This is a genomic window from Rickettsia lanei, from assembly GCF_056242675.1.
Map to the genome: position 1 here is coordinate 197,744 of NZ_CP172233.1, position 17,134 is coordinate 214,877.

Sequence of the window (17,134 nt, forward strand, 5' to 3'; positions counted from 1 at the left end):
GGTTTTATCTTCTTTACATACAGCTTTTATAAATTGACTTAACTGTTTTTCATCTTTAGTAAAATTATTTTTTTAAATCTCTCTAAGAATTTTTTTAATAAATCCTCTTTTCTACGATCTGTCATATTAACATCAATATGATTAGTAATATTTATGCCTGTTTTTAATCTTAAATTCAAAATATCTTCCATATATCTATAGAAGGTATAAATTTCTATAGTTTGGGGCTTAACAGATGAATTATCATTTAATTGCAAAATAAAATCATTTACTTCTTTCCAATGTTCATCAGTTGATATATCAAGAGCGATAATTTTACCCTTTACTATATAAGAATTTTGAAGAAAATTAAAAATCTCTTGTAAGCTTATTCTCTCTAAATTTGTACAATCTAAGACACCGTCTTTCATAAAAGATAGTGCTTCTTTCAATTTATCATTGATTTTTCTTTCATTTTATAAATCTTTTAAATATTAATTCTTAAAGCAATACTAAAAATTAATATTTTATCAACAAAATATCTTATGTGATTATAAAGATACGGCTAAGTGATGTGTACAAATACTTTAAATTTTAATATATTTTCAAGTTGACAATTTTTTGCTTACTTCATAATATCTAGGCTCAATTTGATAAAGGTAACATTTATGCGTTCAGCACTTATAACTTCTATATTAGTAGCTGTAGCTTTCTTAACAAGTGCTTGTAATACAATGCAAGGTGCAGGTCAAGATATGCAGGCAGCCGGTAAAAAACTTAAAGATTCGGCAGAAAGCAATAAGCCTCAAAAAGGTTGCGGCTGTCCTCACAGCTCAGCTAACTAGATATACTGTTTTTTATAATGGGTCGCCTGCCGATTCTTCATTTACTCGGAGTATATATCGCAGACGACTTTTTATTTTTCTGCCTTATCGATTCCTGCTTTGAGCTTTTCTATTTCTTCTTTTGAAAGTTTAGTATATTTAACTATTATTTCTAGAGACTCTTTATCAATTAGCATTTCTTTTGCTATTTCAATATTTCTTCTAGCTTCGCCTTCAGCTCTTCCTTCTTCTTTCATCTTTTTAAAAGCACTAGTTTCAATTCTAAGCAACTCTAAACGATTTTCATATTCCTCTCTTTCTGCATCATTTAAATTTATTACCTCAAACACGGTTAATGCTTTTTTCAATACATCATTATCCAATTCTTTCGGTAAATTATCTTTATTTAATAAATCATTACGTGTTAAAATGCTAGCCATATATCTAAAGCATTTTTAACTTTTTAACTTTCTTGACGACATCAGATAACTCTTCCTTAGGATGCTTAGCAAATTTATTAATCTCTATAGTATGTAACTCTATATCTTTAAAATATACTAAACCACTTTTTATTTCCTTTAACTGAAAGGAATTATGATATTTATCTGTATCTGTAATACTGGTAAAGTTAAGTATGTGTATCCCTATTGTTTTATTTAATGCCACATAATCTGATCCCTCTTTCAGTTGCTCCGTATACATTTTCGCCCAGTAATACAAAGCTCTTTTATCGTAATCCACTTCATCGGTTACTTGGATTGCGATTTATACCTTTTACTGCTTTTACTTTTGGCTTTTATATCAAGTATAGATAGTTTATCGGCTTTACAATTCTTTGGATTATACGGATTAAGTAATGTTACTTCTACAATCTGATCTTTCTCACTTACTATCGAATAAATAAGGGATATCAATAAATCTTTATTCTCTTCTACTCCGAAGATTTTTTTAAATGCTAAATCTACTCTCGGATTAACTTTTGACATATTAATGTTACTGAATGTGATTTTCTCTTTATTTTAGCATATTCTGAGGTAAATATTCTACTATAAATTTATATTAAATCTTGTGCTTATTCACCAATCTATATATCTCTTTTTTACTATAAACATCTTTGAATTTGTCATAAACAAGTTCGGTAGTAGTTTTGCTACTTAAGTTTTTACTTAAGCAAAGTTCTATAAATTTTTCTAAATTTTTGTGTTGGTTTTGTTCCTGTATATTGCCTGAAATCAACAATACTATCTCACCTTTTAAAATATTATTTTGATAGAACTCTATTATTTCATCTATATCCCCTGTTTTTATTTCTTGATACAGTTTAGTTAACTCACGAGCTACACATATTTCTCGGTTTCCTAGTATTTCCTTAGCTACCGATAAAGTATTTATCAAACGAGGAGCCGTTTCAAAAAAAATCAAAGTAGCCTTAAGATTTACTAGTTCAGAAAAAATCTTTTTCTTACTTTCTATAGTTTTAGGTAAAAACCCGTGAAATAAAAATCGATCAGTAGGAAGAGCCGATAAAGTTAGAGCAGTAACCGGTGCAGATACTCCCGGTACTACGTCTATATGACAATTAAGATTGCGTATACCTCTAACTAACTTATAGCCGGGATCGGAAATTAAAGGAGTCCCTGCATCAGAAATTAAGCTTATTATATTGCCTGATTTTATTAAACTTATGATATTTTCTCTATCTTTCTCGTCACTATGATCATTATAAATTTGTAATTTTGTATGAATATTATGTTTTGCTAGCAATTTTTGTGATATTCTAGTATCCTCGCATAAGATAACATCCGAATTTTTTAAAGTCGATATAGCACGAAGCGTTATATCTTCAAAATTACCGATCGGTGTTGAAACAATATATAATCCTGGTTTGGAAAGATATCTAATCATAGTTTTTTAATTTTAAGTAACATTATGGCTAGTATAAAACATAAACTACGAATCGTTCTATCATTTTTTTGCTTGATATATTTAACGTCCTGTCAAACTCCTAAAGAAGAACCTATAAGTTTTCCTAAAAAAGAACAAACAGAAATTGAGATTGCAATTTTAATGCCAAATCAGGGTCCTGATAGTATTGTCGGGAAACAATATAAAGATTTAATTAAAATGGGACTTAACGACGGAATCAAATCTTACATACATGTTACTTCTTACGATGGTTCAGACGAAAAAAACGTTTTAGCCGCTATGGATAAAATAGTAGCACGTAAAACTAAAATTATTTTAGGTCCTCTATATTCTAACTTTACCTCTCTAATAGCCGAAAAAGCAAAGGCAAATGATATTATTATAATAACTATGTCAAATAATCCGGCTCTTGCAGAAGATAAATTATTTGTATTCGGTCATGCACCTTTAAAACAACTGATACGTATCATTAATTATTACGCAAGTAACAACCATAAAGATTTTATGGCATTATTACCTAAAGGGAAGCATTCGCAAACTATTAGTCAAGTAATACAAAATATATTGATTCAGAACAATGCATCATTATCAAGCACTGAATTTTATGAGGATAATCCTGAATCTATAGCAAAAGCCGCAAGAAATATTTCAGACAATACCGATATTATAAATGAACGTAGCGACACGACAAAACCGGTTATTTATCTATCAGACGATCCAAAAAATTTAAACCTACTCGCTGATAGTATTCGTAAATATAATTTAGATAAAAAGGCTATTTTAATCGGTGATCATCGTATTGATATCGATTACCCTGAAAATATCGATATTAGCTTTACCGGCTCTTTAAATTTACTCAATAGCAACGTTCCGGATAGGGCAAAAGACTTAGGTATTAACCATATAGGCTTCATGCATCTTCTATCTTATGATTTAGGCCGTATGACTGCAAACTATATAGGCAATGAATTTGCATCTGAAAGGTTTTTAAATAGAATGAACAGTAGACAACCTTATATAGGTTTATCCGGTAATATTTATTTCATCGATGGAGTAGCTCAGAGACGATATGATATTATTAGGAAAAAGAATGGGATATATTCTACTGTTTCAGAAAATTAGGGCGTTGTTGTATCTTGGTCACTCAGTGACCTGACTATGTGTTGTACGCATGTTCAGGATATCATTCCCGTGGAAGCGGGAATGAACATTGAGTAGGTTTTTCAAGCCATGCAACAAGGCGGGTCAAGCCACAGGATGACAAAGGGACACTAAAGATTAATTATTTATTTTTATCATTATCACTACCGTCGTCTTTCATGCCGTCTTTAAACGCTTTAAGACCTTTAGCAAGATCGGACATGACTTGCGGTAATTTGCCGGCACCGAATAATACAAAAATAATTAATAAAACTATTAATAAATGGCTAAAGCTCATTCCCATGATATTTTTTTTGCTGTATAAGTTAAAATTTAATTATATAAGATATTATAGCTCTAATCTAGGATAAAATAATTAAAGAAATGTTTACTAAAAAACAATTTTCAGAATTTTTTGCTACTTTTTTTTATATCGGGAAAATAAAATACTGCCCAGGCACTTTTGGATCGATTGCCGCTTTCCCTCTAACTTATTTCTTAATATATTTTATTGTTAATAACAAAATAATCATTCCTTTCTTAAGTCTTACTCTCGGTGAAGCTCAACTTGTCAGTATATTTATTATAAGCTTTAGCCTATGTTTGATACTCTTAATACTCGGCACTTATTTTACTAAAATATATTTAAATTATACAAATTCAGAAGACCCTAAAGAAGTGGTCATTGATGAAGTAGTAGGGCAAATACTAACTATTGTTTTAGTATTTTTTTCTGCTTTATTTGCTAATGAATCGTATTTAATTAAATATTTTAGTCCGCTAACAATAAATATTATATTACTTTTCGTATTACCTTTTTGTCTATTCCGATTTTTTGATATAGTAAAGCCCTGGCCTATTAATTGGTTGGACAAAAATATTAAGGGCAGTATCGGCGTTATGCTGGATGATTTGCTAGCCGCAATATTTGCTGCGGTAACTCAATACGCAATTATATTTGTGTTAATAGATATTCGACAATAGATTTGCTATAAAAAAAGATCATTGACTAATTTCTAATATAATAATATGATACGATAAATATTTATAAATTTTTAAAGAGATAGTTTTCATGTTCGCAGTTATAAAAGCAGGTGGAAAACAATATAAAGTAGACAGAAATAGTATTATTAAAGTCGAAAAAATTGATGGAGAACTTGGCTCTAAAATTCAGTTTGATCAAATTTTAATGATTGGCGAATACTCAAAGCCTTCTTTTATTGGGACTCCAATAGTTAAAGGGGCTGTCGTTACGGCTGAAATTACTAACCAACTTAAAGATAATAAAATTATAGTCTTTAAGAAAAAGCGTAGAAAAAATTATCGTCGTAAAGCCGGTCATCGTCAAGAATTGACGGAATTAAAAATATTAGATATTACCAAACAATAATAATAACTTAAAAGGAATTATAAAATGGCAACCAAAAAAGCCGGTGGTAGTTCTAGAAACGGAAGAGACTCGGCCGGTCGAAGGCTGGGAGTTAAAAAAGCCGATGGACAATATGTAATACCCGGTAATATTATAGTTAGACAACGCGGTACAAAAATTCATCCTGGAATGAATGTAGGGCTTGGCAAAGATCATACAATATTTGCTTTGATAGAAGGTAGAGTAGAATTTTTAACTAAGCGAAATCATAAAATCGTGAATGTTAAAGAAATTGCCAGTACTTAAGTATTGCGGTTTGATCTACTAGTGTTACGTGGAACGAAAAATGCTTTTTATGGCATTGTTACGTTGATTGGTAAAATCCACTGTGTCACCCTGTGGCTTGACTAAAGGGTCCATAAACATAATTTAAAGTACTAATATTATTAGTATTTTAAGCTGGATCCCGCGATCAAGTCGCGAGATGACAATTGAAAACCGTTCCACACAATAATGTCTGTAAGTGCGCTAGATGACGACAGGTGGAAATTAATTATATAACATAATATTCTATTAGGCTTTCTTTACTTATGGCCTTAATAATTCAAAAGTTCGGTGGCACTTCCGTTGCAAATATTGATAGAATAAAAAAAATTGTTCCTATCATAAAAACCGAAATAGCTAAAAATAACCAAGTAATTGTAGTAGTTTCGGCTATGGCAGGTGTTACTAATCAACTTGTCACATTGTGTAATGAAGTATCAAGCCTTAATAACATTTCTCAATTTGCAGAATATGATGTAGCACTTTCTAGCGGTGAAATAGTCACTGCTTCATTACTAGCGCTCGCTCTTCAAGAAGAAGACATAAAGGCGCGATCATTTCTAGCTTGGCAATTACCGATGCTCACCGATAATAATCATAGTAAAGCTTTAGTAGAATCAATTACTACAGATTTACTAGAAAAATATTTACAGTTAAATACCATCCCTATAATAGCTGGTTTTCAAGGAATTAACAAATCCAATAGGTTAACTACTTTGGGCAGAGGAGGATCTGATACTACGGCCGCCTTAATCGCTGCAGCTATGAAAGCCGATAGATGTGATATTTATACCGATGTAGAGGGAATATTTACTGCTGATCCAAGAATTATTCCAAATGCCAAGAAGATAAAAGAAATAGATTTTTTAGAAATGTTAGAACTAGCATCAAGTGGAGCAAAAGTACTACACCCTAGAGCCGGAGAGTTAGTAATGCGGTATAAAATAGATATGCGTGTTCTGTCAACATTTTCACAGGATACAGAAGGTACGTTAATCACTTCAAAGGATAAAAATATGGAGAATGGGATTATTAACAGCATTACTTCTAATAAAAATTTATTAAAAATATCTGTAAAGAGCATGTCTTTAAGTTTTTTGCAAGTTGCAAATATGATTACACAAAATAATAATCATATTGAGTTTATGCAAGAGATAAAAAATAATGAAGAATATAGTTTTATTACAAATTTAACCGATAAAAATAATTTACAAGCTTTACTGACTAATTTAAAAGATGATAAGCAGATACAAGATTTTACTTTTGATACCGACATTGCTACAATCTCTCTTATTGGTTATGGGATTAAAAATGATTGTAAATTACTTGAAACGATATTATCAAAGTTAACGAACGATAATATAAATGTTCACATGATACAATTATCAGCAGTTAAAATTACCTTATTCATAAATGATCAAGATGCAGAAAAAACAATTTTTAATTTATATAATCTTTTTAAAATATCTTAGATTCTGCATCTGAAATTTAATTTATAGAAAAAGAAGTGGAACAGACATGGCTCATACTACAGAAAAATTTTATAATTTGTGACAAAAAAAGTTAAAATAGATTAATTTAAATTTCATATATAAGACCTAAATACTTAATTCAATAGCTTAAATTTATTATTTTCATTATAATTATCTTCTATTTACTATTTATTAGTTATATATTAATAAATAAGTCCAAAAGACTATCTATGAAGTTATTTGAACTCTCAATTTTTAGGAGTAAATTTTACAGGAAAAAATAATGAGCGAAGATATAAGGTCAAAAGAACGATTTAATCGGATTAACGATATATCAGAAACAAATAAAGATGATCCAGAAGAAATTAGAAATAATTTTAAAAAATTTGTACTGAATATATTAGACACAGACAATATAACCCCGTATAAGTTAAGTGAAAAAACAGGTACTCATGAAACAGCGTGGAAAAATTTTCTAGATGGTCGTACAAAAATGCCTGATATGGGAGCAATTGTTGCTCTTGCAGATTATAAAAATGTTCCACTAGATGAAGTAATAGGCAGAGATATAAATAAAGAAAAAAAGATAACGGTAGAAATAAAACAAACTCCGGAAATATCGGCATCTATAGCTAAACTACCAAAAGATATACTGCAAGAAGCCATGTTGATAGGAGAAAAAACTAGAGAGGTTATTCATAAACCAACAAATAAAAAGACAAAATCTTTTGCTGCACAAGTTAAAAGCTCTAATAAACCGAAAGGAAGGTCTATCTAAATAAAAATATGTTTTTCAATATTGAGCCTAATATAAAACTTAAAACCTTACTTGATATTCTAAAATGGAAAATAACTTCAAAACGACCAAAATGGCCGACAACACTGCCGTTTACTTCCACTGATATCCCACCACAAAAATAACTAGCAGTAAAAATACACAGCTAAATCTCGATCACTTCAGACAAGATGAATTTAAGGAGAGTCTGCACAGTGTACATTAGTACGTGACTACAGACGAGTTCCACGAAATTCATTAGTATCAAGCGATCGAGATGACGCTGTACGAGTAGCCTACGTAGGACATGTAACCTTTTGAATTCAAATAGACGGTTTCAATATCTTAACCGATCCGGTATGGTCAGAGCGGGTTAGTCCTTTTACTTTTACAGTACCAACGAGAGTGGTAAAACCCGGTATTAATTTTACCGATTTACCTAAAATAGATGTTATATTAATAAGCCATAATCACTCTGACCATTTAGACATCAGAACAATTAAAGATTTATGGGTACAAGATAAGCCTAAGATTATTACACCGCTAATGAATGACGTAATAATCACAAAACATATTACCGATGCAGAAATTGTTATCTTAGGGTGGGGAGAGTCATATAAAGAACAAGAAATACAGCTAAATTCAAAAAGTTTCTAAGAAGATGAAATTAAAGGCGATGTAGAATTTTATTTAGAACCGACACAGCATTGTCGGCTAGAGGAATATTTGATAAAAATAAAGCATTATAGGGAACTTTGATCATTAAAACTAAGATAGGAAATATTTGTTTTATAGGTGATGCGGGTTATAACGATAATCTTTTTAAAGAGATCGGGACAAAACATAATATTTTAATAAGCCTTATTCCGATAGGGGCTTATGAACCAAGATGGTTTATGAAACCGGTGCATATGCATCCTGCAGAAGCCGTATTTACTCATTTGGACTTAGGCGCTAAATATTTTCTATAATTAGCTGATGAAGCATTTAATGTCGCTCCTTTGGAACTCCGACAAACTATGAAAAAACATAATATTGATGAAAATAAGTTGATTACCCCTGAAATAGGTGAATTTTTCCTATTTGATAAAAATGATTTATAGTTTATGCACTTAAATTAGATGTGTTTTGTCTACCCATACTATATGTTTTACTGGATCCCGTGAATAAATCACGGAATGACAGAGAGGAATAATAAGCCACACCAACCACCCCTGAACGACACAAAATTCAGTTTATAATGGAGATAAAAGCATATTTATTACTGAATAAAAATTGCCAATTTCTGATTTATCACGAGAAGAGAAAATAGAGCTTACTAAATGGTTGTGCTTGGGGCATTGCATTAGTCCATAATATTCTACCACTTTTTGCTTCTACTATTCCTATAGACATAAATATATTATCTACATTACTTACTGAACAACCTAAAGCACTCATTAAAAAATCACATGTACGAGCTCCATTAGTCTTTATCATTTGCACATAATGAAGTAATACAAATATATCAGCTCCTGTTTTTTCTCCTAACATTATAACAGGTTCACCTATATTTTGAGTCATTGAGAAAGCTTTTCCTTCAGGCCATAATAAAGGCGTATAAGTATTATTATAGGAGCTACGGAAACGAGATACTAAATCATATCAAGCTTTTGTGTTCTAATATCTTTGTTGTACAATAGCTTAACTCTTAAACTATTCTTCTGCATTGCTAAAGAAATTTCTTGCTTCAACAATTCTTCCAAATGATCTTCATAGTTATATTTACGTTCTTTGCAATGACCAATATCTAACGTATATACTTCCGTTTGCATCGGTAAAACTAATATTTCCTTGTATACATAAGATAATAAAAATTATAGATTTATGAAAAATTTTATGCATAACATTTAAAGTTATCGTCAAGATTTATTTTTTACCTATTACGGTTAAATAATATGGTCATAGAATAAGCAAGTACGGCAAACATGCAAAGATATAAAATCGGGAATAGGTTAAAATCAAATGATTTTATTACCTTTGCACAAATATAATTAGCAGTACCGGACATTAACATTGAGCCGATATTATGTCCTAAACTTATAACACGATAGCGTTCTTTAACTACAAAAGACTTAATAACTATACTATGAGCAAGAGAATTAAAAGGTGCAACTGATGCAGCTAACATTAAACTAGCTGCAAGCCCTAAATTAGTCATTTGATATTTTACTGCTATCACAAAAAATACACTTGCTGTAATAGTACATATAAATGCGATTTTTAATACTGAATTAGCTCCTAAGCGATCGGCAATAAAACCGGCAATCGGCATGCAAACAGCAAAACATATTACTATTAAGACTGAAAAAGCACTCATAATAATACCGACTGAAGGTAATACGATCGGTAAATATTGCTTCATAAAGATGATCGCAATTTGATATGTTGCTCCAAAACCTCCGGCTAAAAATATTAACCGTGCAATATTTTTCCATTGCTTTTTAATTATAGAGCTAAGTTTTTCAATAGAATCTTGGCTATAGTGTGCTTTTTTAAACTCCGGTGTTTCATCAAATTTCCGGCGATAATAAAGAGTTATTAATGCAAGTGGTAAACTTAGTAAAAACGGAATACGCCAACTCCACTCCGGAAAAATATGAGAATTAAAGAAATTAGTTGCACCGATTCCGCATAATAAACCCATTACTCCTGTACATCTAGTGATTGCCGAGGCAGTGAATCGGTATTTTGCTCCTAAATGTTCAATAACATAAATCGCTGCACCGTCATATTCCCCTCCAATAAAAATACCTTGCATGAAGCGACATAAAATTAAAATTATTGTACTCCAAACTCCTATCGAGGAATAATCGGGCAATAAACCTATTATTAAGGTAGGGAGTACAATACCGATAATCGTAAAACTTAAGGCTTTTTTTCGACCGTATATATCCCCTATACGTCCAAAAATATAAGCACCCATAGGCTTTGATAAATATGCTGCTGCATAAACGGCAAAAACATTTACAAGCTTTGTTAATAGATCAGTACTGGCTGAAAAGAATTTATCAGCGATAATTGCCGCTGAAAAACCATATAAACTATAGTCGTAATATTCAATAATAGTGCCTAAAAAAGCACCGAGAACTTTATTGCGTGATTTTGTTTGTTTCATTTTAAAGGTATACTGTGAGTAAACGAAAAGTAGGTAGACGACGAAGTTTAATTTGGAAAAGAACAAGGCGTCTTGAAGCTGATAACCGCAGTGTACAACTAGTACGTGAGGATTATCAGCAAAAGACAACGTAGCCAATTTTTCAAATTAAACGAGTATACATGACCGCTTTGGCCGTTACTTAAAATCCTTCAAAGACCTTTATGTAAAGGTGGACTTCATATATCTAAACTGAATTAGTATTAGACAGGGACGATGTCCTAAAAGTTAGTGGTAGTCCTAGGTTAATATTAAGCTCACGAACCAAGCAGCTAAGAGCTAATATATCACTTTCCCATTTTACGTGCAAGGTTTTCTAGGTAACCTGCTATAGTAGTTAAGGTTTCTGCGAATTTTTCTTCGTCGGGATGATTGTTTTGAAGACCATTTTTATTAAGTTTTTCTGTTAGACTAGCTATTTCAGCTTGTGCATTAAGTGATGCCATAACTAATAATAGCTCAAAAGAGGCTGTGGGACTACCAAGTTTAATTTCCGCTATTTTATCATTCAATTTATTCGCTAAAGATAGTAATTCTTCCTCATCTCCATTATTACAATATAATTGAAAACTCTTGTTATTTAATGTTACCGTAACAATTGACATAGTTATTTTTGCTGTTTTTTTATTTCTTCAAGTTCATTAATATAAATGTTAATTTGATCTAGCATTATTATATAATTATCTTTTAATGCTTTATTTTCGTTTTGTAATTTTTGAACTTCATTTTGATTATTTACAAGCATACTCAACAAATCATCGAGTTTATGTTCTACTTCTTCCATTAATTTCTTTAGACTGCTTACATAACTTGCTTCTAAAGGTAATTTGTACGTCGATCCTGTACTTGCATCCTCACGTACGTCTATGTACGCTGCGGTGCCGCGTTCCGTGTCTCCTTCAAATGCCTCTTTATTAGCTTCATTCTGTAAGCAGTCTAATATTTCATTATCCATTTTCGTTTAAGCGTTAATTATGAATGGATGACTTACAATAATAATTGATAACATTATAATAGATATAAGTACTAATTGTTTTTTACGTTTATAATTTATCACCGTAGCTCTTTTATTATTTAATAATTTTTCGGTTTCGTTCTGTTTAGTAGCTTCTATCTGCTCTGCATTTCTATCTTTTACATTAAGATAATCCAAGTATAATTTTAAGTAACCTCTTACGTATACTTCTCCCGGTAAAACATCAAAATCACCCTCTTCTAAAGCTACTAAATATTTTTTTCTAATTTTTAAATCACTAGATACCTGATTTAAAGTTTTACCTGAATCTAACCTAATTTGCTTAAGCATTGACGACATAATTTACTCAAGTTTTTGTAAGAATATTTCAAATTTCTTGTTTGCTAAAATAATTATATTTAAGTCTATAGTTTCTTGAGCTTTAATTTCTTTAATAAAATCAAGCAAATTTCTAACTAAGTTATTATTATAATTATCAATCCATAAATCTAAATCAATAGTTGTTTTAGATTTATTAATTATTTTTATTAATAATCTACGTTGTTTGTCATATAAATCATCTTTTAGCGATTGAATACCTAAGCGACGCCAAAATGAATCGTTCAATTGCCTATCACAAGCTTTACGTAACCAATCAAGACTAAACATATCACTTATAACAAAATAAGCTTTTGCTATCTCTTTATTATTCCCTGAAGTCTGTTTTGTTACATATATAATGTCAAATACTGAAATTAAATTGTCAAATGTAGCGATAGTAGCAGCCAATGATTCCTCTACCCCGCTAGTGGTATAATAATTTAATTTTTCTTCAAATCTTATTTTAGTTTCTCCGACTAATAAAGTATCTACCGTTTTTCTTAAGTTTTGTGCAGGAACTCTAAACTCTTCTATAGTTTCACTAATATTAATAGGATGTTTTAAATTTTTAATAAACCACGAAATACCTCGACGCATTAATTTCGTTATTTCGGTAAACATGTCGATTTTTACATTGTAATCAATATTAGTAGGTAGCTTACTTATCGTTTCCCATATATCATCAAGATCAAAAATTTCACAAATAATGGTATATGACCTTATTATATCACAAAGAGGAGCCCCAATCTCACGCTTTACAATACTAATAAGCGGTCCTCCAAGCTGATTCATTATTTTATTTATAGTAACAGTTTTAATAATCTCATGTTTAAGTGGATGAGATAAAATTTCATTACGAAACTTTTTTTGCATCATTTCAGGAAAATAATCTATAAGATATGCATCAAAATATTTATCATGGGAAAAAGTAGAATTAATTAACTCATGATAAGCAGATCTCTTACTATATGATAGCAATATGCAAAGCTCAGGACGAGTTAATACTTCACCGCTAATAGCTCTGCTATTCAATTCTTCTGCACTAGGCAAGAATTCATTTTCCCGCTCTAATACTTTTTCTTCTTCTAAAATATCTATAAATTGACTAAGTATATTAACAGTTAAAGTAGGAGATAGTTGCATAATTGTTATTGCTTCGGTTTGCTTATAATTATCAAGTAATACTAACTCTTCAACTTGCTTTGTCATATCGTTTAGAAGTTTATTACGTTCTTCTAAAGTAATTTTTCCTGAGGTTATCGCACTACTTAAAGCAATCTTGATATTTACCTCATGATCGGAGCAATCAACACCTGCTGAATTATCAATAAAGTCAGCATTTATGCGCCCACCTTTTTTAGCATATTCAACTCTACCTCTCTGTGATACCCCAACATTACCGCCTTCTGCTATAACTTTTGCTCTAATTTCTTCACCGTTACATCTAAGGTTATCATTTGCTTTATCACCGATTTCTAAATTATTTTCTGTTTTAGCTTTGATATAAGTGCCTATTCCACCATTCCACAATAAATCAACATCTGCTTTTAAAATAGCTTTAATTAATTCTTCCGGTGATAATTCATTATCATTTATATCAAGTAATTTTTTAATTTCCGGCGATAATTTTATTAATTTACTACTGCGTTCAAATACTTTGCCTCCTTTAGAAATAAGCTGAGAATCATAATCAGACCAATTAGACCCCTTTAAATTAAATAAACGCAAACGCTCATTAAAACTTGATACAGGATCAGGAGTAGGATCAATAAATATATGTTTATGATTAAAGGCAGCAACTAACTTAATAGTCTCTGATCTGAGCATACCGTTACCGAACACATCTCCCGACATATCTCCTATACCTACGACGGTAATAGGGTCTTTTTGGACATCTAACCCTAAAGTTTTAAAGTGGTTAGTTACGGAAATCCAAGCTCCTTTGGAAGTAATAGCAATTTTTTTATGATCGTAACCTGCAGAACCACCGGAAGCAAAAGCATCATCAAGCCAGTAATTATATTCTCTTGCCACACTATTAGCATAATCCGAAAATGAGGCTGTACCTTTATCGGCAGCAACCACTAAATAAGGATCTTCTTTATCATAAATAATAACATCTTTTGGATGTACTACTTTACCGTCAATGATATTATCAGTTATGTCTAATAAACCTCTAAGGAAATTCTTATAGCATTCTACTACTTTTTCCATATATTCATCACGAGTAAGCCCTTCCTCAGTAAAATTAACATAAAATCCGCCTTTAGAACCGACAGGGACAATAACAGAATTCTTAGTCATTTGTGCTTTCATAAGCCCAAGGACCTCAAGCCTATAATCTTCTGCTCTATCCGACCATCTAAGCCCTCCGCGTGATACGGGACCGCCTCTTAAATGAACAGCTTCAAAATTTCTAGAATAAACAAATACTTCGGCAAACGGAACAGGTTTAGGTAAATCCGGTACTTTTGCAGAATCAAACTTAAATGAAAAAATATGTTTATGTGGTTGATAGTAATTTGTTCTAGTAATAGCATTAACTATACCAAGCATATTACGTAGTACTTTATCTTCACTACTCATCTCAACGGTTACTAAGTAATTATTTAGTTTATCTTTAATTACGTCACAATTATTATCCGAATGTTTAGGATTAAATTTTATATCAAATAGATTTACCAACATTTTTGTATATTCGGGATGTTTAAGTAACGTTAACTGTACATAGCCTTTACCGTAACTAAATCCCGTTTGATGTAAATATCTTGTTAAAGCTTTGACGAGTTTAACTTGCTTCCAATTAAAACCGGCAAGCACTATTAATTTACTTAAAGAATCATTAGCAAGTATCCCAAGTGCCATTTTGTCTAAAGCTTCTTCAACATTTATTTTTAATTCGGTAATATTATCCTTTACAGGTACAATAGAAGTTAAGATAAAATTATATATCCAGCTTTCTTTGATTTCGAGAGCCTCCTTAATTGCAAAAGTTTGTTCATCAATTGCTTTAAAACCTAAATTTTCTATTGGCGGCAATATGTTAGAAAGTGCAAGTTTTACTTTTGGACTATATATTTTTAAGTAAAATTCCGTTTCATTTACAGAAACTAGATTAAACATACATTTTTGTGACTTACTTGCTTCCGTTAGATATTCAATATCTACTAAAGCTATTTCCGGAGAAAATTTTTGCCGATAATCTGCCGAAAAAACATTATCAAAAAGCTTTAAATTAATACCTGCTTGATACTCGCCGAATTTTTTAGAAAACTTAAAATAAAAATCTTCACTCCAACATGTAGAGATACGATCTAAATCTTGCTGTATTATTTCTGCTTCAAAATTTATTTTATGTTCCCCTTGTGCTTCAAGCGTTACAAAAAGATAAGAAAAATTACCGGCTACTTCGGTGATATAGTTGGATAAAATTTTACTACCGAATTTTTCTGCTAAATAACAATCTATCATATTATGGATTTCAGCCGTTAAACGTTCTCGTGGCAGAAAAATTATGATATTAAGAAAAGAACTAGACCAATCATATTGAATAAATAATTTAAGCTTCTTACTCATCATACTTGAGAGCATATGTAAACACATACAATATAAATCGCCTTGATCAATTTGTATTAAAGCTTCTCTCGGTAACGACTCCATTAAAATTCTTAACTTATCGGCATTATAACCAGATAATGCAAAACCGGCTTTCTCAATTACAAAATTAAATTTTTGTCGTAGGATTGGAATATTACTTATTGAATGGTAATACATATTTGAATTATATATACCGAAAATTATACTTCCCGAAATATATTCACCCGAAGAGTCAAAATTTTTCACTAAGATATAGTCGATTAAATTATCTGAATGGATAAGCGATGCACTATTTATTTTACCGAGTATTATTAATTGATTTTGATATAAAGGATTAGCAGAACATTTTATAATATCATCAATCTCGTCTTTTACTTCTTGCCATATTTTTGCTGCTCCTATTTCATTGCTTAATTTTAAAGATTTTACTTCAAAATCAAGAGTCCCTAATAAAACCAAATTATCGTTTTGTAACCAATTTAAGAATTCTTTAGCCTCTTTAAAATTTAATTTATAATTATCAATTATATTTTTAGATAAATCTTGTAATTTTGTGCGTAATTGCGGTAAATGGCTATAGCTTTGCTCTAACTTTTCTAATCTTTCATTTATAGCCTCGGTTAAAAATGTAGTAGTTTTATCGTCAAAATTTCCTAAAATGGTTAAATGTAGTATTGATTCTGATTTTTCATCCGACACAGAATTTTCTAATATTGTTTCTAATTCTCCTTTACTATTTCGGACACAGTTTATTACCGGATGGAGTAAAAACTTAGTTTGTAAATTCATGTTTTTAAGCAGACATATGATAAAATCAACAATATGCGGCTTATTATCAAGTAATATCAAGACATTTATTGCCGGATCATTTTCGATAACTGCCTTTGTTATTGCTATTTTTCTTGCTCTTGCTATCCTTTGCTTAAAAAACTTAAAAGCTTCATCTGCAAAATTTTGGAATAATTTTGCTCTATTCTCAAAATCATAATCTATCGGAATATAATTTAAAAACTTTTGAACAAAATCTATATATATGGAACTTGACTCACGTTCCTTGCTAAGTTCTAGAATTTTAGTTTTATAATTCGGGATTTGACAATTTAAACGGCTAAAGTTTAAAGAGGTTGTTTTTGGGGTCATGATTTTCTTAAATAATAATATGATTATTTCTGTTGTTATTATATTATATAAAATAA

General features: G+C 30.6%; 23 protein-coding genes and 1 other RNA gene. 10 read left to right on the forward strand and 14 right to left on the reverse strand.

Annotated features, from left to right (window positions below):
- Positions 1-38: 38 nt before the first annotated feature.
- On the reverse strand, positions 39-410 hold the full coding sequence (locus tag ACHBLB_RS01275) for a hypothetical protein (RefSeq protein ID WP_475842066.1): 372 nt from the start codon (positions 408-410) through the stop codon (positions 39-41).
- A gap of 237 nt (positions 411-647) precedes the next feature.
- Here ACHBLB_RS01275 and ACHBLB_RS01280 point away from each other — a divergent pair, with 237 nt between their 5' ends.
- Positions 648-824 (forward strand): entericidin A/B family lipoprotein, encoded by a 177-nt coding sequence (locus ACHBLB_RS01280; RefSeq protein ID WP_012151273.1) that lies wholly within the window; start codon positions 648-650, stop codon positions 822-824.
- Positions 825-895: 71 nt separating this feature from the next.
- Here ACHBLB_RS01280 and ACHBLB_RS01285 read toward each other — a convergent pair whose 3' ends face one another.
- From ACHBLB_RS01285 to rsmI, 4 genes are all read right to left on the reverse strand, one after another.
- Positions 896-1,243 (reverse strand): hypothetical protein, encoded by a 348-nt coding sequence (locus ACHBLB_RS01285; RefSeq protein WP_475842068.1) that lies wholly within the window; start codon positions 1,241-1,243, stop codon positions 896-898.
- A 4-nt stretch (positions 1,244-1,247) separates the two neighbouring features.
- Positions 1,248-1,544: an Rpn family recombination-promoting nuclease/putative transposase gene (locus tag ACHBLB_RS01290; protein WP_475842070.1), complete on the reverse strand. Its 297-nt coding sequence runs from the start codon at positions 1,542-1,544 to the stop codon at positions 1,248-1,250.
- Positions 1,545-1,552: 8 nt separating this feature from the next.
- Positions 1,553-1,789, reverse strand: a complete 237-nt coding sequence (locus ACHBLB_RS01295; RefSeq protein WP_475842072.1) for a PD-(D/E)XK nuclease family transposase — start codon at positions 1,787-1,789, stop codon at positions 1,553-1,555.
- A 73-nt stretch (positions 1,790-1,862) separates the two neighbouring features.
- Positions 1,863-2,708, reverse strand: a complete 846-nt coding sequence (gene rsmI, locus ACHBLB_RS01300) for a 16S rRNA (cytidine(1402)-2'-O)-methyltransferase (protein ID WP_475842074.1) — start codon at positions 2,706-2,708, stop codon at positions 1,863-1,865.
- A 24-nt stretch (positions 2,709-2,732) separates the two neighbouring features.
- On the opposite strand from rsmI, the gene ACHBLB_RS01305 reads away from it, so the two are divergent.
- Positions 2,733-3,851 carry a penicillin-binding protein activator gene (locus tag ACHBLB_RS01305; RefSeq protein ID WP_475842076.1) on the forward strand — a complete coding sequence of 373 codons (1,119 nt, stop codon included), beginning with the start codon at positions 2,733-2,735 and terminating at the stop codon, positions 3,849-3,851.
- 160 nt (positions 3,852-4,011) lie between these two features.
- On the opposite strand, the gene tatA is transcribed toward ACHBLB_RS01305, so the two are convergent.
- Positions 4,012-4,173: a twin-arginine translocase TatA gene (gene tatA / locus ACHBLB_RS01310; protein ID WP_004997483.1), complete on the reverse strand. Its 162-nt coding sequence runs from the start codon at positions 4,171-4,173 to the stop codon at positions 4,012-4,014.
- Positions 4,174-4,253: 80 nt separating this feature from the next.
- On the opposite strand from tatA, the gene ACHBLB_RS01315 reads away from it, so the two are divergent.
- The 8 genes from ACHBLB_RS01315 (at position 4,254) to ACHBLB_RS01350 (ending at position 8,780) form a co-directional block, all read left to right on the forward strand.
- The gene (locus ACHBLB_RS01315; protein WP_419087250.1) at positions 4,254-4,853 is read left to right on the forward strand and encodes a phosphatidylglycerophosphatase A family protein; all 600 of its coding nucleotides are present in this window, start codon (positions 4,254-4,256) and stop codon (positions 4,851-4,853) included.
- A gap of 88 nt (positions 4,854-4,941) precedes the next feature.
- On the forward strand, positions 4,942-5,259 hold the full coding sequence (rplU, locus tag ACHBLB_RS01320; RefSeq protein WP_004997480.1) for a 50S ribosomal protein L21: 318 nt from the start codon (positions 4,942-4,944) through the stop codon (positions 5,257-5,259).
- A 24-nt stretch (positions 5,260-5,283) separates the two neighbouring features.
- Entirely contained in the window at positions 5,284-5,544 is a 261-nt protein-coding gene (gene rpmA / locus ACHBLB_RS01325; RefSeq protein WP_012151280.1) for a 50S ribosomal protein L27, read from the forward strand.
- 284 nt (positions 5,545-5,828) lie between these two features.
- Positions 5,829-7,034 (forward strand): aspartate kinase, encoded by a 1,206-nt coding sequence (locus ACHBLB_RS01330; RefSeq protein WP_475842078.1) that lies wholly within the window; start codon positions 5,829-5,831, stop codon positions 7,032-7,034.
- Positions 7,035-7,317: 283 nt separating this feature from the next.
- Positions 7,318-7,812: a helix-turn-helix domain-containing protein gene (locus ACHBLB_RS01335; RefSeq protein WP_475842080.1), complete on the forward strand. Its 495-nt coding sequence runs from the start codon at positions 7,318-7,320 to the stop codon at positions 7,810-7,812.
- Positions 7,813-7,820: 8 nt separating this feature from the next.
- On the forward strand, positions 7,821-7,955 hold the full coding sequence (locus ACHBLB_RS01340) for a hypothetical protein (protein WP_475842082.1): 135 nt from the start codon (positions 7,821-7,823) through the stop codon (positions 7,953-7,955).
- A 196-nt stretch (positions 7,956-8,151) separates the two neighbouring features.
- Positions 8,152-8,466, forward strand: a complete 315-nt coding sequence (locus ACHBLB_RS01345) for an MBL fold metallo-hydrolase (protein ID WP_475842702.1) — start codon at positions 8,152-8,154, stop codon at positions 8,464-8,466.
- Between the two features lie 98 nt (positions 8,467-8,564).
- On the forward strand, positions 8,565-8,780 hold the full coding sequence (locus tag ACHBLB_RS01350; RefSeq protein ID WP_475842084.1) for an MBL fold metallo-hydrolase: 216 nt from the start codon (positions 8,565-8,567) through the stop codon (positions 8,778-8,780).
- A gap of 322 nt (positions 8,781-9,102) precedes the next feature.
- On the opposite strand, the gene ACHBLB_RS01355 is transcribed toward ACHBLB_RS01350, so the two are convergent.
- The 8 genes from ACHBLB_RS01355 to ACHBLB_RS01390 form a co-directional block, all read right to left on the reverse strand.
- Positions 9,103-9,372: a hypothetical protein gene (locus ACHBLB_RS01355; protein WP_475842086.1), complete on the reverse strand. Its 270-nt coding sequence runs from the start codon at positions 9,370-9,372 to the stop codon at positions 9,103-9,105.
- Positions 9,373-9,443: 71 nt separating this feature from the next.
- On the reverse strand, positions 9,444-9,623 hold the full coding sequence (locus ACHBLB_RS01360; protein WP_475842088.1) for a hypothetical protein: 180 nt from the start codon (positions 9,621-9,623) through the stop codon (positions 9,444-9,446).
- 101 nt (positions 9,624-9,724) lie between these two features.
- Complete coding sequence (locus ACHBLB_RS01365; RefSeq protein ID WP_475842090.1) at positions 9,725-10,966, reverse strand: MFS transporter; 1,242 nt, start codon at positions 10,964-10,966, stop codon at positions 9,725-9,727.
- Positions 10,967-11,124: 158 nt separating this feature from the next.
- A non-coding RNA gene (gene ssrS / locus ACHBLB_RS01370) (6S RNA) lies at positions 11,125-11,283 on the reverse strand.
- Between the two features lie 9 nt (positions 11,284-11,292).
- A complete protein-coding gene (locus tag ACHBLB_RS01375) occupies positions 11,293-11,610 on the reverse strand; it encodes a cell division protein ZapA (protein WP_475842092.1) in 318 nt (105 codons plus the stop codon).
- Positions 11,611-11,612: 2 nt separating this feature from the next.
- Entirely contained in the window at positions 11,613-11,960 is a 348-nt protein-coding gene (locus ACHBLB_RS01380; protein WP_014273781.1) for a palindromic element RPE1 domain-containing protein, read from the reverse strand.
- A 6-nt stretch (positions 11,961-11,966) separates the two neighbouring features.
- Entirely contained in the window at positions 11,967-12,320 is a 354-nt protein-coding gene (locus ACHBLB_RS01385; RefSeq protein WP_012720012.1) for a helix-turn-helix domain-containing protein, read from the reverse strand.
- Between the two features lie 3 nt (positions 12,321-12,323).
- Complete coding sequence (locus tag ACHBLB_RS01390; RefSeq protein WP_475842094.1) at positions 12,324-17,078, reverse strand: NAD-glutamate dehydrogenase; 4,755 nt, start codon at positions 17,076-17,078, stop codon at positions 12,324-12,326.
- Positions 17,079-17,134 lie beyond the last annotated feature (56 nt).

Bases quoted from the DNA above. Each gene is read 5' to 3' on its own strand.
- ACHBLB_RS01275 (WP_475842066.1), bottom strand. From the start codon at position 410: ATGAAAGACGGTGTCTTAGATTGTACAAATTTAGAGAGAATAAGCTTA.
- ACHBLB_RS01280 (WP_012151273.1), top strand. From the start codon at position 648: ATGCGTTCAGCACTTATAACTTCTATATTAGTAGCTGTAGCTTTCTTA.
- ACHBLB_RS01285 (WP_475842068.1), bottom strand. From the start codon at position 1,243: ATGGCTAGCATTTTAACACGTAATGATTTATTAAATAAAGATAATTTA.
- ACHBLB_RS01295 (WP_475842072.1), bottom strand. From the start codon at position 1,789: ATGTCAAAAGTTAATCCGAGAGTAGATTTAGCATTTAAAAAAATCTTC.
- rsmI (WP_475842074.1), bottom strand. From the start codon at position 2,708: ATGATTAGATATCTTTCCAAACCAGGATTATATATTGTTTCAACACCG.
- ACHBLB_RS01305 (WP_475842076.1), top strand. From the start codon at position 2,733: ATGGCTAGTATAAAACATAAACTACGAATCGTTCTATCATTTTTTTGC.
- tatA (WP_004997483.1), bottom strand. From the start codon at position 4,173: ATGGGAATGAGCTTTAGCCATTTATTAATAGTTTTATTAATTATTTTT.
- ACHBLB_RS01315 (WP_419087250.1), top strand. From the start codon at position 4,254: ATGTTTACTAAAAAACAATTTTCAGAATTTTTTGCTACTTTTTTTTAT.
- rplU (WP_004997480.1), top strand. From the start codon at position 4,942: ATGTTCGCAGTTATAAAAGCAGGTGGAAAACAATATAAAGTAGACAGA.
- rpmA (WP_012151280.1), top strand. From the start codon at position 5,284: ATGGCAACCAAAAAAGCCGGTGGTAGTTCTAGAAACGGAAGAGACTCG.
- ACHBLB_RS01330 (WP_475842078.1), top strand. From the start codon at position 5,829: ATGGCCTTAATAATTCAAAAGTTCGGTGGCACTTCCGTTGCAAATATT.
- ACHBLB_RS01335 (WP_475842080.1), top strand. From the start codon at position 7,318: ATGAGCGAAGATATAAGGTCAAAAGAACGATTTAATCGGATTAACGAT.
- ACHBLB_RS01340 (WP_475842082.1), top strand. From the start codon at position 7,821: ATGTTTTTCAATATTGAGCCTAATATAAAACTTAAAACCTTACTTGAT.
- ACHBLB_RS01355 (WP_475842086.1), bottom strand. From the start codon at position 9,372: ATGACTCAAAATATAGGTGAACCTGTTATAATGTTAGGAGAAAAAACA.
- ACHBLB_RS01360 (WP_475842088.1), bottom strand. From the start codon at position 9,623: ATGCAAACGGAAGTATATACGTTAGATATTGGTCATTGCAAAGAACGT.
- ACHBLB_RS01365 (WP_475842090.1), bottom strand. From the start codon at position 10,966: ATGAAACAAACAAAATCACGCAATAAAGTTCTCGGTGCTTTTTTAGGC.
- ACHBLB_RS01375 (WP_475842092.1), bottom strand. From the start codon at position 11,610: ATGTCAATTGTTACGGTAACATTAAATAACAAGAGTTTTCAATTATAT.
- ACHBLB_RS01380 (WP_014273781.1), bottom strand. From the start codon at position 11,960: ATGGATAATGAAATATTAGACTGCTTACAGAATGAAGCTAATAAAGAG.
- ACHBLB_RS01385 (WP_012720012.1), bottom strand. From the start codon at position 12,320: ATGTCGTCAATGCTTAAGCAAATTAGGTTAGATTCAGGTAAAACTTTA.
- ACHBLB_RS01390 (WP_475842094.1), bottom strand. From the start codon at position 17,078: ATGACCCCAAAAACAACCTCTTTAAACTTTAGCCGTTTAAATTGTCAA.